At 67.6% G+C, this 13838-nt stretch carries 18 protein-coding genes; 6 read left to right on the forward strand and 12 right to left on the reverse strand.

The window, feature by feature from the left end:
- Together ACZ7KI_RS26055 and ACZ7KI_RS26060 are read right to left on the reverse strand one after the other, a co-directional pair.
- The coding region (locus ACZ7KI_RS26055; RefSeq protein WP_470275692.1) for a sigma factor at positions 1 to 479 on the reverse strand (479 nt) is incomplete at its 3' end.
- Complete coding sequence (locus ACZ7KI_RS26060) at positions 476 to 850, reverse strand: YciI family protein (RefSeq protein ID WP_470275693.1); 375 nt, start codon at positions 848 to 850, stop codon at positions 476 to 478. The genes ACZ7KI_RS26055 and ACZ7KI_RS26060, both read right to left, overlap by 4 nt.
- Before the next feature lie 559 nt (positions 851 to 1409).
- Here ACZ7KI_RS26060 and ACZ7KI_RS26065 point away from each other — a divergent pair.
- Positions 1410 to 1835: a MarR family winged helix-turn-helix transcriptional regulator gene (locus tag ACZ7KI_RS26065; RefSeq protein WP_470275694.1), complete on the forward strand. Its 426-nt coding sequence runs from the start codon at positions 1410 to 1412 to the stop codon at positions 1833 to 1835.
- 27 nt (positions 1836 to 1862) lie between these two features.
- Here the strand turns inward: ACZ7KI_RS26065 and ACZ7KI_RS26070 are convergent, their stop codons facing one another.
- From ACZ7KI_RS26070 to ACZ7KI_RS26085, 4 genes are all read right to left on the reverse strand, one after another.
- Positions 1863 to 2030: a hypothetical protein gene (locus ACZ7KI_RS26070; protein ID WP_470275695.1), complete on the reverse strand. Its 168-nt coding sequence runs from the start codon at positions 2028 to 2030 to the stop codon at positions 1863 to 1865.
- Positions 2031 to 2047: 17 nt separating this feature from the next.
- Entirely contained in the window at positions 2048 to 2386 is a 339-nt protein-coding gene (locus tag ACZ7KI_RS26075; RefSeq protein WP_470275696.1) for a P-loop NTPase family protein, read from the reverse strand.
- Between the two features lie 87 nt (positions 2387 to 2473).
- The gene (locus ACZ7KI_RS26080; RefSeq protein WP_470275697.1) at positions 2474 to 2878 is read right to left on the reverse strand and encodes a nuclear transport factor 2 family protein; all 405 of its coding nucleotides are present in this window, start codon (positions 2876 to 2878) and stop codon (positions 2474 to 2476) included.
- Positions 2879 to 3026: 148 nt separating this feature from the next.
- A complete protein-coding gene (locus ACZ7KI_RS26085) occupies positions 3027 to 3566 on the reverse strand; it encodes an SgcJ/EcaC family oxidoreductase (protein WP_470275698.1) in 540 nt (179 codons plus the stop codon).
- 190 nt (positions 3567 to 3756) lie between these two features.
- Between ACZ7KI_RS26085 and ACZ7KI_RS26090 the strand changes: the two genes are divergently transcribed.
- Both ACZ7KI_RS26090 and ACZ7KI_RS26095 read left to right on the forward strand, forming a co-directional pair.
- A complete protein-coding gene (locus ACZ7KI_RS26090) occupies positions 3757 to 4431 on the forward strand; it encodes a response regulator transcription factor (RefSeq protein ID WP_470275699.1) in 675 nt (224 codons plus the stop codon).
- The gene (locus tag ACZ7KI_RS26095) at positions 4431 to 5792 is read left to right on the forward strand and encodes a HAMP domain-containing sensor histidine kinase (RefSeq protein WP_470275700.1); all 1362 of its coding nucleotides are present in this window, start codon (positions 4431 to 4433) and stop codon (positions 5790 to 5792) included. The genes ACZ7KI_RS26090 and ACZ7KI_RS26095 overlap by 1 nt, the downstream gene beginning before the upstream one ends.
- A 47-nt stretch (positions 5793 to 5839) precedes the next feature.
- Here the strand turns inward: ACZ7KI_RS26095 and ACZ7KI_RS26100 are convergent, their stop codons facing one another.
- Positions 5840 to 6655, reverse strand: coding sequence for a S1 family peptidase (locus ACZ7KI_RS26100; RefSeq protein ID WP_470275701.1), 816 nt, complete (start codon positions 6653 to 6655; stop codon positions 5840 to 5842).
- Positions 6656 to 6966: 311 nt separating this feature from the next.
- Here ACZ7KI_RS26100 and ACZ7KI_RS26105 point away from each other — a divergent pair, with 311 nt between their 5' ends.
- Complete coding sequence (locus ACZ7KI_RS26105; RefSeq protein WP_470275702.1) at positions 6967 to 7551, forward strand: dihydrofolate reductase family protein; 585 nt, start codon at positions 6967 to 6969, stop codon at positions 7549 to 7551.
- A 6-nt stretch (positions 7552 to 7557) separates the two neighbouring features.
- Here the strand turns inward: ACZ7KI_RS26105 and ACZ7KI_RS26110 are convergent, their stop codons facing one another.
- The 4 genes from ACZ7KI_RS26110 to ACZ7KI_RS26125 form a co-directional block, all read right to left on the reverse strand.
- Positions 7558 to 8175, reverse strand: coding sequence for a sigma factor-like helix-turn-helix DNA-binding protein (locus ACZ7KI_RS26110; RefSeq protein ID WP_470275703.1), 618 nt, complete (start codon positions 8173 to 8175; stop codon positions 7558 to 7560).
- Entirely contained in the window at positions 8172 to 8459 is a 288-nt protein-coding gene (locus ACZ7KI_RS26115) for a sigma factor (RefSeq protein WP_470275704.1), read from the reverse strand. Before ACZ7KI_RS26115 ends, ACZ7KI_RS26110 begins: the two co-directional genes overlap by 4 nt.
- Before the next feature lie 100 nt (positions 8460 to 8559).
- Positions 8560 to 9309 carry a calcium-binding protein gene (locus tag ACZ7KI_RS26120; protein ID WP_470275705.1) on the reverse strand — a complete coding sequence of 250 codons (750 nt, stop codon included), beginning with the start codon at positions 9307 to 9309 and terminating at the stop codon, positions 8560 to 8562.
- Positions 9310 to 9565: 256 nt separating this feature from the next.
- Complete coding sequence (locus tag ACZ7KI_RS26125; RefSeq protein WP_470275706.1) at positions 9566 to 10543, reverse strand: FG-GAP repeat domain-containing protein; 978 nt, start codon at positions 10541 to 10543, stop codon at positions 9566 to 9568.
- 106 nt (positions 10544 to 10649) lie between these two features.
- Here ACZ7KI_RS26125 and ACZ7KI_RS26130 point away from each other — a divergent pair, with 106 nt between their 5' ends.
- Entirely contained in the window at positions 10650 to 11036 is a 387-nt protein-coding gene (locus ACZ7KI_RS26130) for a VOC family protein (protein WP_470275707.1), read from the forward strand.
- 403 nt (positions 11037 to 11439) lie between these two features.
- Complete coding sequence (locus ACZ7KI_RS26135) at positions 11440 to 12342, forward strand: FGLLP motif-containing membrane protein (RefSeq protein ID WP_470275844.1); 903 nt, start codon at positions 11440 to 11442, stop codon at positions 12340 to 12342.
- 29 nt (positions 12343 to 12371) lie between these two features.
- Here the strand turns inward: ACZ7KI_RS26135 and ACZ7KI_RS26140 are convergent, their stop codons facing one another.
- Positions 12372 to 13628, reverse strand: a complete 1257-nt coding sequence (locus ACZ7KI_RS26140; RefSeq protein ID WP_470275708.1) for an HNH endonuclease signature motif containing protein — start codon at positions 13626 to 13628, stop codon at positions 12372 to 12374.
- Between the last annotated feature and the right edge of the window lie 210 nt (positions 13629 to 13838).

A 13838-nucleotide genomic window follows, 5' to 3' on the forward strand; every position in this document is an offset into this window, starting at 1 on the left:
CGTTTGGCGCGCACCAGCCGTTGAGCCAGGGTCGCTTCGCCGATCAGGAAGGTGCGGGCGATCTGCCCGGCGGTCAGCCCGGCAACGGCCTGCAAGGTCAGTGCGATCCGCGCTTCTTCGGCCAGGGCGGGATGGCAGCAGGTGAAGATGAGGCTGAGCCGCTCGTCGCCGATACCGAGAAGGCTGTCGCCACCGAAGTCCATGGTCATCGCCTCCTCCTGCACTCCCATCGATGCGAGCTTTTCCTGCCCGCGCCGGATACGTCGGATCCGGTCGATGGCGCTGTTGCGGGCCGCCGTCAGCAGCCAGGCGACCGGATCGTCCGGTGTCGTGCCCACCCATTTGCCCAGCGCGAGCGCGCACGCGTCCTGCAGTGCGTCTTCGGCGAGTTCGAAATCGCCCAGCGCACGGACGAGGGCGGCGAGCATCCGGCCGCGGTGCTCGCGGTAGACCTCCTGCAGGACGGGTGCGGCGGTCATGCGCCGGTGGCCGCCCGGTGATCGAGGTCCGGTACTCCGGCGATCGGCCGGACCTCGATGGTGCCCTGCTCGGCCATCGGGCACAGTGCGGCCAGTTCGAGAGCTTCGTCGAGGTTGCGGCAGTCGAGGATGTACGCCCCGCCCAGGTGCTCATGGGTCTCGAGGAACGGGCCGTCGGTGATCAGCGTCTTGCCTTCGCGGACGCTGACCGTGGTGGCGGTGTGCTCACTCCGCAGGGGATGGGCCGCGACGAACGCGCCACGACGGCGGCATTCGTCGGCGAACGCGTTCACCCTGGCCAGCGCTTCGGGAAAGCCGGGATCCTCCGGTTCGGGGCGCTCGCAGTTGTAGACCAGCAGCATGTATTGCATCTGTCCTCCAGCGCAGCGGGTTCGGACTGTCGAAGAGGATGACGAACGGCCCGACCGTATCTCGACAGACGTCGGCAAGCTTCTTTTTCGCCCGGGACGGGACGCGGGAAGCGCGGCGATCCACTACCACTTCGGTTCGAAAGAGGGACTGCTCGACGCGGTCCTGCGGAGCAGGCTCGGCCAGGTGGCGGACGAGCGGGAGGCGGTGCTCCAAACGCTCCCCGAAGAAGGCGTCACCGCGCACGACCTGGCTCGCGCTTTCGTGGGACTGCTGGAGCGGTTGAATCCGGAAACTCCGCGCGGAACACTCGATTTCCGCCTGACACAGGCCCAACCGTTGAGAAGGAGTTCACGATGGGACGTTTCAGCCTGCCCGGACAAGCTGTTCCACGGTTGCTCCTCAAGGCATGATCGCCGGTGCTTGGGCGGCGTGATCATAGCGGTCATCGACCACGGGAAGACCCCGACGGGCCCGCACTCCGCTGATCGGACAGAGTCCTTGCGGGACGGCGTATCGTGAACCCTCCATGGAAGAATAATCGCCGGAAGATGTGTTGTGGTGGATCTGAAGCTGCTGTTCCAGGACCTGGTCGGATTCGAGATCGAGCTGTGGAACGCCGTCGACGCCAAGCTGCGCGCCGAGTGCGATCTGCAGCTCACCTGGTTCGAGGTGATGCGCTTGCTCGCGCGGCGTCAAGCATGCCGGGTGCAAGACGTGGCGGAGGAGTTTTCGATCACCGTCGGTGGTACGAGCAAGGTGGTCGACCGGATCGAGGCCGCCGGATATTGCCGTCGCCGGGCCAATCCGGACGACCGGCGGTCGTCGCTGGTCGAACTCACGCCAGCCGGCCGTCGCTTGACGGCCAAGGCGACAAAGATCTTCGAAGCGGAGCTGGAGAGCCGGGTCGGTTCGGTACTGAGTCAGCGGGCTCTGGAACAGCTGGCGGCGACGCTGGCCAAACTCCGCAAGGCCGGGCGTTCCTGACTCCCGGAGAACGGCCGAGCTTCCCGGCTACTCCGGAGGCGCGGTGGCCAGGTGCTCGCCGAGGTACCGGGCGGTGAGATCGGGAACGAGGTGCTCTTCGTCGATCTCGCGGACGACACCGGTCCCGGTGCAGCGCGGGCACGCCCCGTCGGAGTTGAAGGCCAGTGACTCCGCCCCCGGCGGATAGAACGTCACGGCACACACCGGGCACGTCAGGTCACGGTCGAGGTGCCGAAGGTGCTGCGCACCCCGGGAACGCCCGGACGCTGCCGCAGGGCCAGCGCGGCCGGGACGTGCTCGACGCTGTCGACGGCCGCCCGCGGGGCCTGGGACATCCGCCGTCGCGTGTACGTCGACAAGGCCTCGATGTACCGGCGCGACCCCTCCGCGTACAAGACACCCATCGCCAGGGACGACTTGCCCGAACCGGACACACCCGCCAGCGCGACGAGACGGCGAAGCGGCACCGTCACGTCGACGTCCCGCAAGTTGTGGACCCTGGCCCCACGCACCTCGATCGCCAGAGGCTGTTCCCACGTCTCGTCGCCCATCAGTACCTCTCCGCAGAACATCTATTCCATAGAACTTGTTTCCAAGGAAGCTATACGCGGGCGGCGGTCACGGTGCGCACGTAGCGGTCAGGCCGCGCCCCAGAAGGCGTCTTCCGAGGCCGGGTCCGAAGAGAACAGCCACACCTCGGCCACGCGGTCGCCCTCGATCCTCAGCAGGTCGAGCCCGTCCTGGGCCATCTCCGCGTCTTCGCGCTTTCCGCTGAAGTGAACCGGAACCGCGACCAGTGTGTCGTTCACCATGGGCGCGCCGGTCGGCGCGAGTTTGAACGAACCCTCGCTGGCCGCCGTCATGCTCCCGAGCAGTTCACCGACGGCGGCTCCGCCTCGGTGAATTCCGGAGAACAGGTTTTCTCCCGGCTGGTGCCATACGACGTTCTCGGCGAACATCGCGGCGACGGTGGCGAAATCGTTGGCGGCCAACGCGTCGAAGTACTTGTTCACCACGTCGAGCGGGGTGGTCGATTCGGTCATCGGTCATTTCCTTCCCGGAGAACTCGTGTGCTTTGATGATGACGAGCTGATTCCGGTTACCTCAACGTAACCGAACAACGGTTTTGCCCCATGTCACGACCCCTTGAGCGAATCGCCGAGGTGCTCTCGGCCCGGGAAACCTACGACACTATTTCTTTTCCGGCATCGCCGACGAGTGGTGGTTGACGATCAGCCACTTGCCGTCGCGAAGCTCGTAGACGTAGGTGTAGCGGGCTTCGACCTCGGTGGGTTTGCCGTCTTTGCCGGTAATGGCGAAGCGGTAGACGCCGGTGTTGACGGCGGTGTCGGCGTCGAGGACGCTGACCATTTCCTTCTCGATCGTGCCGGAAGGCTTGTTCTCGAGGAAGTGCTGGAAGTAGTCGACGATCTCGGCGCGGGTGGTCCGGACGTCGTTGGACACCGTCGGCAGCAGCACCGCGTCGGGTGCGTACAGATCCGCGACCTTGTCGGGGTCGCCGGTGGCGAGCGCCGCGTTCCAGATCGGGAACAGCGCGGCGATGTCCTGCTGGGAGGCCTTGGCGGCGGCCTGCTGAGCGACCGGAGCGGGTGCGGGAGCCGCGGCTTGGGCGGGCTGCTCCGCGTTTCCGGCCGTGCACGCGGTGGTCGCGAGTGCCAGTGCCGTCGTCGCGGCGAGAACACCGGTGGTGGTACGAACCTTGTTGCGCATTTTCTGTCTCCCTGCCTGATCCGGTGAACTGGATGTCTCCACTGTGGATGACCGATGAGAAGGAGAAATCCAGCGTGCGGCCAGGAAGCCACCAGGATTTCGGAAAGACTTGACGACGCTCGCCGCCGAAGCCGATCCATAGTGGACTGGCGATAGGTGGTTTCGGCGCGCTGGTGGCATGATCTGTCGCGTGCGGGTACTGCTGGTTGAAGATGACGAATCGATCGCCGAGTCCCTGCGGCGCGGCCTCTCCAGGTATGGCTTCGAGGTCGACTGGGTCCGGACGGGAGCGGAAGCGCTGACGGCCGAGGCCGCCGAAGTGGTGTTGCTCGACCTGGGCCTGCCGGACACCGACGGGCTGGACGTCTGCCGTGAGCTGCGGGAGCGCGGGGATGTGCCGATCATCGTGATCAGTGCGCGTTCGGACGAGGTGGACCGGGTGGTCGGTCTGGAGATCGGCGCGGACGACTACGTCTCCAAGCCGTTCGGGGTCCGTGAGGTCGTCGCGAGGATGAGGGCGGTGCTGCGCCGGACGAGGAAGCCGGTGGCGGGCCAGCCCGCGGAGGTGACGCCCGACAGCTACGCCGGCGGGAGGCTGGTGATCGATCGGCGGGCTCGCCGGGTGCTCCTGGACGGCGACGAACTTCCGTTGCCGCCGAAGGAGTTCGATCTGCTGGCCTTCCTCGCGGAGGAACCCGGTGCGGCGCTGACCCGCGAGCAGATCATGGAGGCGGTCTGGGACAGCAACTGGTTCGGCCCGACGAAGACGCTGGACGTCCATGTCGCCGCGTTGCGCCGCAAGCTCGGTGAGGTCGTGACCGTCGAGACTGTCCGGGGTGTCGGGTTCCGGCTGGTCGTGTCCTGATGAACCGCAGGCTCGTCGTCAGCTACATCCTGCTGGTCGCCGTCGCGATCACCGCGTTCACCGTACCGGTGGCGTTCGTGCTCACCGCCCAGTTGCGGGGTGATGTGGAGACATCGGTGCGCCGGGAAGCGGCGACGGCGGCGCTGTTGCTGGCGGCACCGGACACGCCGTCGCGCCAGGCGCTGGCGCGGCTGGCCGCGGCCTACGAGCAGGAGACGCCGGGCCGCCTCGACGTCCTGCTCGCCGACCGGACGGCGGCCGTTCCGCTGCCCTTGCCCCCGGCCCCGGACGATCCGGCGTTCGCCGCCGCGCTCGACGGTCGAGAGGACACCCGCTGGGGTGAGGCGCCCGCACTGGGCGCCGATGGGCTCGTGCTCACGGTGCCGGCGAGAGATGCCACCGGCACGGTCGTCGGCGCGGTCCGGGTGAGTTATCCGTCGGCCCCGTTGAACGAACGGCAGGTGCAGATCTGGGGTTTTCGCGCGATCCTCGCCGTGGCCGTGCTGATCGCCGCCGCGATCTTGGGTGTCCTGCTGGCCAGGCGGCTGACCCGGCCGTTCCGCGAGCTGAACCGGATGGCGCGGCGGCTCCGCGACGGAGACCTCGGTGCCAGGGCGGTGGAATCCGGTCCGACCGAAACTCGGACGCTGGCGCGGACGCTGAACAACGCGGCGGAGACGATCGACACGCTCGTCCAGTCGCAGCGGGCGTTCATCGCCGACGCGTCCCATCAGCTGCGGACGCCGCTCACCGCTTTGCGGCTCTCGCTGGACAATATCGCCGACGGGGCCACCGATCCCTTCGTGCGAGAGGACATCGACCTGGCCACGGCCGAGGTCGTGCGCATGAACCGCCTGGTCAACGCGCTGCTCACGTTGGCGAGGGCGGAAGCCGCGGTGGGAACGCCGGAACGTGTCCGGGCGCGGGACGTCGTCGACGACCGATTCGAGGTGTGGCGCGCCGTCGCCGCGGAACGCGGGGTGCGGCTGCGCGCGGACCACGCGGACGGGGATCCGGAGGTCCTGGTCAGCCCTGGGAACCTCGAACAGGTGCTGGACAACGTGCTCTCCAACGCGCTGGAGGTCTCGCCGTCCGGCGGCGCGGTCGTCGTCCGGACCGTCAGGGAGGGCGAGCACGTGCTGATCGAGGTGGCCGATGAAGGGCCCGGTCTGCCCCATGACGACCAGCTCCGGGCATTCGACCGGTTCTGGCGCGGCGCGGGCACGACCGGGCCCTCGGGCTCCGGCCTCGGGTTGGCGATCGTCAAACAGCTCGTCACGGATGACGGTGGCACCGTAGGTCTCGCGGACGCCGAAGCCGGGGGACTGTGCGTCCGCATCCGGCTGCGGTCTGTTTCCTAGCAGCCACTATCCCTTGTGGACAGTCCAATGGGGAGGGACCGGGCACCTCAGTGGATGGTGCGGCGGATCCAGTCGGCGTAGGCGGGCACGCTGGTGTAGAGGCCGGGGCCGTTGGCGCAGGGCACGTCGTCGTCGCCGGGGCCGGAGGTGACGCCGATCAGTTCCCACCGGCCACCCTTCCCGCGCTGGACCTGCGGCCCGCCGGAGTCGCCCATGCACGCCATCGCGCCGCGCTTGCGGCTGATGGTGCACAGCCGGGTCGAATCCGCGTATCCGGGGGAGCACTCGGATTCCGCCCCGCGACGGGTGTCGAGCTGCTGGAGCCGTTCGGGGAACACCGCCTTGGTGATGTCGGCGGTGTCGACGGTGGTGCCGAAGCCCAGCAAGCGGGTCGGAGTGCCGGGGCGGCCGGGACGGCCGGCGATGCGGATCGGCTGCTGCTCGGAGACCGGACGGTCCAGGCGTACCAGCGCGATGTCGTTCTTGTTCGGCGAGCCAGGCTGGTAGCCCGGGTGACGCACCATACGGTCGATCGTGCGTACGGTGCCACCGGAGGTCCGCCGCTCACTGCCGATGCGCACGGTCCCTTCCGGCCTGGCCGGGTTGTTCTCCGGGTCGACGCAGTGCGCCGCGGTCACCACCCACTGAGGGTGGATCAGCACCGCCCCGCAAACCCCCTTGGCGTTGTTCAGTTCGGGTACGACCTCCGGGATCGAGGCCATGAACTCGTAGCGCTCGGTGGAGTTCTTCCCGTTCACCACGGCATCGGCACCGGCGGGTACCGCGACCGCGCAGAAAACTCCGGCCAACGCGACACTGGCGGCACGAATCATGTTACGGCGCAAGGAATCCACTCTCGACATGCTTTTCCTTCGTTCGGTGGCTTCGTCCTCCCCAGCATTGACGTCCGCCGCCTCTCGCACCATCGGGTCAGCCCGCCGATTCGCGGTGACGGCGCCCCGGCGCCGGTGGTAGCGCCTGCGCTACTTGACAATCGTCATCGGCCATGCCGGCCGCGCTTCGCCACCAAGACCGCCCGTGTGCACAACTCCATGACCGTCGACGACTACCCGCCGTCGCCCGCTTCCCCTCCGCGGACGCAGATCGCGCACCGATGAGGTTTTCGCGCCGCGACCGTCTGTACGGGTGAGATCGACTCACGGAGGCTGACGCCATGCGGAAACTGACCTTTGGCATGAATGTGACCCTGGACGGCTACATCGCCGCGCCCGGCGACGACCTCGGCTGGAGCGGGGGTGAGGGACCGGACTCGTCGCCGGGCGACGAGCTGTTCCAGTGGTGGTCCGACCGGGTGGCGGCGACGGGACTGGCGCTGTACGGACGCAAGCTCTGGGAGGCGATGAGTTCACACTGGCCGACCGCAGACCGGCAGCCCGGCGCCACACCGGCGGCGATCGAGTACGCCCGCCGCTGGCGGGCCATGCCGAAGGTGGTGTTCTCCTCGACGACCAGCACGGTCGACTGGAACACCCGTTTGGTCACCGGCGACGCGGTCACCGAGATCACCCGGCTCAAGGCCGAGCACGGCGGGCCGATGGACATCGGCGGCGCGACGCTCGCCGCGGCGGCCATGCGGGCCGGGCTGATCGACGAGTACGTGCTGGTCACCGTGCCGGTCTTGGTGGGTGGCGGTACGCCGTTCTTCACCGCGCTGGACAGCTGGGTGAAGCTGACCCTGGTGGAGACTCGGACGTTTCCCGGTGGCGTGCTGCTGACCCGATACGAGACAAGGCGCTGAGTGGTCTCACAGCGCAGGGGGCAGGTCCAGCCAGGGTTTGCCGGTGGCGTCGAATCCGGTGAGTTCGGCGATCTTCCCGTCGACGATGTGCAGGACCGCGATGGCGAACAGCCGGTACTCCGGGTCACCGGGGGAGCGGAGGTACAGCGCGGCGGCGGGCATGCGGTTGACCGTCGTGGCGACACCGCGCCAGTCGTCGTGGCCGCGCTGGAAGAGCCCACCGGAGACCCAGCCGTCGACCGCGTCCTTGGCCGTCGTGGTCATGGTGCCCTGCCCGGGCAGCATCGCGAAGCGCAGGTCGTCGCGCAGCAGGGACAGCAGCCCGTCGAGGTCGTTGCGCTCATGGGCGTCGATGGAGGACTTCACCACGCCGCGCTCGTCGTCCGACAGCTCGTGGGTGGCGGGGCCGCGCCAGTCGAGACGGCGGCCGGGCAGCCGCTCGCGCATCGTCACGCGTGCCCGCTGCTGTGCGCTGGTCACCGAGGCGACGGTCAGGCCGAGGACGTCGGCGGCCTTCGACGCCGGCCAGCCGAGGACGTCGCGGAGGATGAACACCGCCCGCTGCCGCGGCGGCAGATGCTGGACGGCGACGATGAACGCCAGTTCGATCGTCTCCCGCGTCACCACCGATTCCTGGGGGTCCTCGGGGAGCATCCGGTCGCGATCCGGTACAGCCAGGTCCGCAGCGCGGCCTGGCCCTTGAACGACTCGCGTTTGTTCCACGCTCGCAGGAACGTCTCCTGCGTCATGTCCTGGGCGTCCTCGTAGTGCGCGAGCATCCGGTAGCAGTGCACCTGCAGCTCACGGCGGTGGCGCTCCGTGATGAGCGCGAACCGCGCCGTATCGCCCGAGCGGGCCGCCGCGATGAACGTGGCCTCGTCGGCGCCCAGCGGGCTTGCGTCGGTCATGGTCGTCGATCCTTCCACCGGTGCCAGGGAGCTACCAGAACTGACGCCGCGGCGGAGGATTTCTGATCGGTGAAGCCCGCTGGGGGAGCGACAGAGGGCCTCAGCCGGTGGCTCGTGGCCCGGAGGGCAGCAGGCAGGCGTAGCTCAGCGGGAGCAGGTTCACGAATGTCCCGTTGGCTCCGGTGCAGATGGTGCCTGCTTCCTGCGCGCGACGGTTGGCTGTGTTGAGGGGGTTGAACACGCAGACGTAGCCGACCGGGTTCACGGTGAGGGACAAGACGCCGCCGGTGGCGTTGCACAGTTCGGTGGCGTTTCCCGTGCTCGAGCCCGGGCCCGACGTCGGCGGCGTGCTCGTGTTCTCACAGCTCGCGTGGATGTCGGGGTCCGGCGCGGGTCCTTGGCAGGTGTCGATGCCGTCGCCGCCGTCGAGACTGTCCTGGCTGCCGTCGTTGGAGGCGCCGATGAGGGTGTCGTTGCCCGCGCTGCCGGAGAGGGTGTCGATGTCCAGCCCGCCGGCGACGGTGTCGGCCCCGGTGCCGCCGGTGATGGTGTCGTTGCCGTCGCCGCCGTTGACCGTGTCGTCGAAGTCCGAGCCGGTGATGGTGTCGTTCCCGCCGTTGCCGTTGATCGTCTTGGCGGGGTTCGTGCCCCCGCAGTCGATCGTGTCGTTGCCGGGGCTTCCGGTCACGACCGTACTGGTCTGGGTCACGCCGGGGCTGACGACGCAGTTGACGGCGGCGTGGGCGGTCAGTGGGGCAGTAGCCCACAAGGCCGGGACCGCGAGGGTTCCGGCCAGTATGGCGACGATTCCCCGGCGGACCGGATTCTGCTGAAATCTCATTTTCTTCATTTCCCGAAACACGATGAGCGATGACTCACGCGGGCGCGGTGCGCCGGCGGAATGGAGTGGTGCGAACAGTGCGCCGCTGTGCGGCCGAACTGTCGACGTTCGCCTCGTTCGCACAAGAAATCTCGGCTCGTGATTTGAACCGGGATCTTCACGGATATTTCACGTCACCGAGGTCTTGGGGTACGACAGGCAATTTACTCCGGCCGTCGCGGTAACCGATACGGGTGTACCTCGAATGCGCGCGCACCGGCCGGGGCTACTGCGAGCGCAGAACCCAGACGTCGCCGGCGTTCACCGCGACAAGGTCCGCGTCGCCGTCTCCGTCGACGTCGGCCGTGAGTGTCTCCTTCGTGCCGGAGAAGGGGCCCGCGTACCACGTCTCCGGCGGGGAATAACCCGACCCGGTGGAGCGCATCACCTGCACGTCGTTTTCGTTGACCGCGATGAGGTCCGCGTCCCCGTCGGCGTCGATGTCCGCGGTGAGGGTCTTCTTGGTGCCGTGGAAAGGAATCGACGACCATGACACCGGAGTGTCGAACCAGCGGTTCGCGGTGCCGGCCACCACTCTCGTGCCGTCCGCGTCGACGAGGATGAGGTCGGCCTTTCCATCACCGGTCGCGTCGGCCGCCAGTGTCGCCTTCCCGCCGCGGATGGGCGGTGCCCACGCGACCAGCGGCAGGGTCGTGCCGCCGTCCGACCGCGCCGCCAGGGTGGCTACGTCGAACAGGCCGATCACGTCGGTGTCCCCGTCGCCGTCCAGATCTGCGGCCAGGTTCCCGTAGTCACCGGCGATGGTGTTGTTCAGCCACTGCTTGGGCGTCCCGAAGCGTTCCACGCCGTAGTAGTCCACGATCGACCTCGCCACGAAGATGCCGCGAGGCGTCGAGGCCGTCTGCCGCCGGACGGCGATGGCGTCCGCGCGGCCGTCGTTGTCCATGTCCCCGACGAAGTTGGCGCTGCCGTTGAAGCCGCTGCTCAGGAAGTCCCCGGCGCCCCAGTTCTGTTGTGCCTGGAAGCCGGAACCGCTCGACCGCAGCACGTAGCATCCGTACAGATAGGTGTTGTAGCTGACCAGGTCGTCCTTGCCGTCGCCGTCGACGTCCCCCGCCATGACCGCGACCTGCGCCGTGAACGGTCCGGCCGACCACTGCTCCGGGACGCCGGACGCCGCCGCCGGCGGAGCGAGAGTCAGCATGAACAGACCGGCAACACCGGCCATCACCAAAGCACGCATCACGTCCCCTTCGTGTCGGCTCCAGTACTCAAGTCGTGACGGACCGCTAAACGTTACAGGCGAACGTGTTGACCTCCAGCGAACTCGAGATGTCATGGTGCTTTTCATGACAGTGCAGCTGAATCACACGATCATCAACGCCACCGACCGGGCCGCCACGGCGGACTTCCTGGTTTCGATCCTCGGACTGCCCGAGCCCGCCGAATTCGGTCCGTTCCTCGTGGTCAAGACCGGCAACGGGGTCTCGCTCGACGTCATGCACAGCACCGAGGAGTTCTCCAGGCAGCATTACGCTTTCCTGGTCGAGGAGGACGAGTTCGACACGATCCTCGGGCGGATCCGCGAAGGAGGTTTGCCGTACTGGGCGGGGCCAGGGCATCGCGGCGCGGGGGAGATCAACATCAACGACGGCGGCCGCGGCGTCTACTTCGACGATCCGGACGGTCACGTGCTCGAGATCCTTACCCGCCCGTACGGATCCGGCGGCTCGTAGGAAACGTCCGGATCGTTGCCCTGACCGGAATACGTGTCGTCGAGCTGGTGTCCGGCCCGCCGGACGGCGTGGTGGAGCCGACCACGAGCCCGGTCGGGTTCCGTTGGCGCAGAGGGACTTTGACGACGGCGCGGTGGGGTTACCGGATCGTCGACACGGCGGGGAACCGGAGCAACACGGCGACCGTGTCCGCCGAGGTACGGATCGGCCCGCATCCGCGCGACGACAGCTACACCGAGGCCGGCACCCTCGCCCGTGCCGACCGGCGACCAGTCGTCGGTGAAACCCGAGGTCACCGTCCACCACGGAGCCACCCATTCCCCGCCCCCCACTTCTCCGGAACCACCCGAGCCGAGGCCACCCGGACTTCTCCACATTCCCGTGCCGAGCGAGGTCCGGACCGATCTGCGGTCCCTGGCGGCGAGCGCGGTGGAGACGGCGGCGATCCTGGCGCTGGTGCTCTTGCTGGAGACCGCGTTCCCGGCGGACCTGGTCTACAAGATCATCGAAGCGGCTGGAGACGGCGCCGTGTGGCCACGCGGCGGCGCGGACACTCGGTTACGCGGCGATCGGCGGGGCGCTGCTGGTCTGGGCCGACGCGGAGGTCAATGCCCGCACCTGGGACTGGGGTGTCGTCGCGCTGAAAGCGGCGGCGGGCGCGATATCCCTGTCACTGGTCGCCGCCCACGAGAAACCCAAGGATTCACTGCTCAGCCCGGACCGCGGACGCGGCCACCTCCGGGCGATCTGGCTGGGGTTCCTCGTGGCCGCGGTGCTGGCCACCGTGTCCTGTTGGCTGGGCTCTCCCGTGCCTTACGCCTACGGGCTGGTCGTCACCTTCTTCGCGGTGGGAAGGGCGTCGAAGAAGGCGCAAGGACGGGCGACGCTCGGCGGCGGGATCGCCGTCCTCGTGACCTGCGTCGGTCTCTGGGCGTTGCTCGCCCCTCTCGTCGTCGCCGGGCGTGAAGCGGCTCCGAAGTCGATGACCTTCGCGATCTGTGTCGTGCTGGCCGCTGGGATCCAGGTGGTCGTCTTCGGTCTGCTCCCGATCGAGCCGCTCGACGGGTACGCGCTGAAGGCCTGGAGCAAAGTCGCGTGGTGGGCGTTGTACGCGCCCGCCGTCTTCTTCTACGTCCACGTGGTGCTCAAGAGTGTGCATCCCGCCCTCGACGACGACCCCTCGGACGAGCGGATCTTCGTGGCGACGTGCCTGTTCGTCCTGGCGGGCGTGACGAGCTTTCTCCTGCGCCGGTTGAAGGGCGTGACCGAAGGTGTCATTCCTGACCCGCGGAGGCGTCGTGGGTGAAAGGCGAGGTTCATGCTTGCTCGGCCGGCCTATGTCCTGAGGTGCATGGTGTTGCGCCTTGGAGTTCCGGTGGGGTCGAGATAAGTAGGCGGGGTGAATTCGGGGAGTCCGTCTTGGGCGATGGCGACTTTCCATTCGCTGTGGTGAATGAGCCGATGGTGCTTGGTGCACAGGAGCACGAGATTGTCGATCTTCGTTTCGCCGTGGTGTCGCCAGAAGACGATGTGGTGTGCGGTGCAGCGGGGTACGGGCATGTCGCAGCCGGGGAAGGCGCAGCCGCCGTCGCGGATGGTGAGTGCGTACTTCTGGGCGAGGGAGACGGTGCGTTTGGATCGGCCGATGTCCAAGGGTTCGCCTGCGGTGCCCAGAACTCCGGGCCGGACGCGGGCGTCGCAGGCGAGGATGCGGGCGTCGGTGGCGCTGATCGGCCCGACCAGATCCAGGTGTGCTTCACCGAGGTCGTTGATCAGGTCTTCATACGACATGGTGACCAGGATGTGGGTGGCTTCCCCGGCTTGGCCGGGGAGGTTTCGGCTGGTGATTTTCAGCCGGACGTAGTCGGTGAAGGCGTCGCCGTAGCGTTCGTCGTGGGTGCGGGAGTCGCGGACTCCGTCGATGGCTTTGTGGGGTTTGGCCATGGGGTCGAGGTCGGAGTTCAGCCGCGCATAGGTCTCGAGATCGAGTCTGGCTTTGAGCCCGAGGGTGCCGTCGCGGTGCTTCACGAACCGCAATTCCGGCCGCACGTCTTTCGGATCCTCACTCCGTGGCTCTTTCCCGTCGGGATCGAGCTTGTCCAAGAGCCTCCGCCCGGCACGGGCGATCTGCCGTGGTCCGGCGCGGCGGGCGAGGTCGACGAGGATCTTCTCCCCGCCCCGCACGTCCTCCTCGGGCACGGTGGACGGGATCCGGGCGAGAGTGCGGATGATCGCGTCGATCTGACTGCCGCCGATCGCACCCTCCGCCGCAGCCTCGGCGGTCAATGGCGCCAACGGCGGCTGAGGATCTCCGCCGATAGACGGCCCGGGATGCAACGCCAGCACCCGGTCAGCACGGACGCCAGCTTCCTTGTCCGTCACATGGAAATCTTCGAAGATCAATGCCGCCAGCGTCGAATGACCCGAGCATCCACGAACACCCCGGGAATTGATTTCCGCCAGGATCGCGTACTGCTCCGCCTCCAACTGCCGCTTCAGAACCTCGATTTCCTGCTTCCGGGCATGCAGCGTCGCAGTATCGGCACGCCACCACTCGGAGCGCACCGCCTGAGGACTGTTTTCGCTGGCCACAACCCCAACGATACCGAAGATCGAACAGGTGTGCTAGCCCGATTTGCGTAGCGGCCACGCCTAGCTCGTTTCACTCGATAGGGAACAACGGACCGTCAAACAACTGCGCTGAGCAACATACTTAAAGACGCGTAGGAACCTTCGCTGCGAAGCGTGTGTGAGTGACGAGATACCGACGCTTTCTGAGGTCAAAGTGCCTGATTTAGGTAA

This window comes from Amycolatopsis sp. NPDC039088 (genome assembly GCF_055598845.1).

What these genes read in the sequence shown, in the direction of transcription:
- ACZ7KI_RS26130 (WP_470275707.1), top strand. Translation starts at nt 10,650, where the DNA reads ATGACAGTGCAGCTGAATCACACGATCATCAACGCCACCGACCGGGCC.
- ACZ7KI_RS26125 (WP_470275706.1), bottom strand. Translation starts at nt 10,543, where the DNA reads ATGCGTGCTTTGGTGATGGCCGGTGTTGCCGGTCTGTTCATGCTGACT.
- ACZ7KI_RS26080 (WP_470275697.1), bottom strand. Translation starts at nt 2,878, where the DNA reads ATGACCGAATCGACCACCCCGCTCGACGTGGTGAACAAGTACTTCGAC.
- ACZ7KI_RS26085 (WP_470275698.1), bottom strand. Translation starts at nt 3,566, where the DNA reads ATGCGCAACAAGGTTCGTACCACCACCGGTGTTCTCGCCGCGACGACG.
- ACZ7KI_RS26075 (WP_470275696.1), bottom strand. Translation starts at nt 2,386, where the DNA reads ATGGGCGACGAGACGTGGGAACAGCCTCTGGCGATCGAGGTGCGTGGG.
- ACZ7KI_RS26120 (WP_470275705.1), bottom strand. Translation starts at nt 9,309, where the DNA reads ATGAAGAAAATGAGATTTCAGCAGAATCCGGTCCGCCGGGGAATCGTC.
- ACZ7KI_RS26100 (WP_470275701.1), bottom strand. Translation starts at nt 6,655, where the DNA reads ATGTCGAGAGTGGATTCCTTGCGCCGTAACATGATTCGTGCCGCCAGT.
- ACZ7KI_RS26095 (WP_470275700.1), top strand. Translation starts at nt 4,431, where the DNA reads ATGAACCGCAGGCTCGTCGTCAGCTACATCCTGCTGGTCGCCGTCGCG.
- ACZ7KI_RS26060 (WP_470275693.1), bottom strand. Translation starts at nt 850, where the DNA reads ATGCAATACATGCTGCTGGTCTACAACTGCGAGCGCCCCGAACCGGAG.
- ACZ7KI_RS26115 (WP_470275704.1), bottom strand. Translation starts at nt 8,459, where the DNA reads ATGACCGACGCAAGCCCGCTGGGCGCCGACGAGGCCACGTTCATCGCG.
- ACZ7KI_RS26105 (WP_470275702.1), top strand. Translation starts at nt 6,967, where the DNA reads ATGCGGAAACTGACCTTTGGCATGAATGTGACCCTGGACGGCTACATC.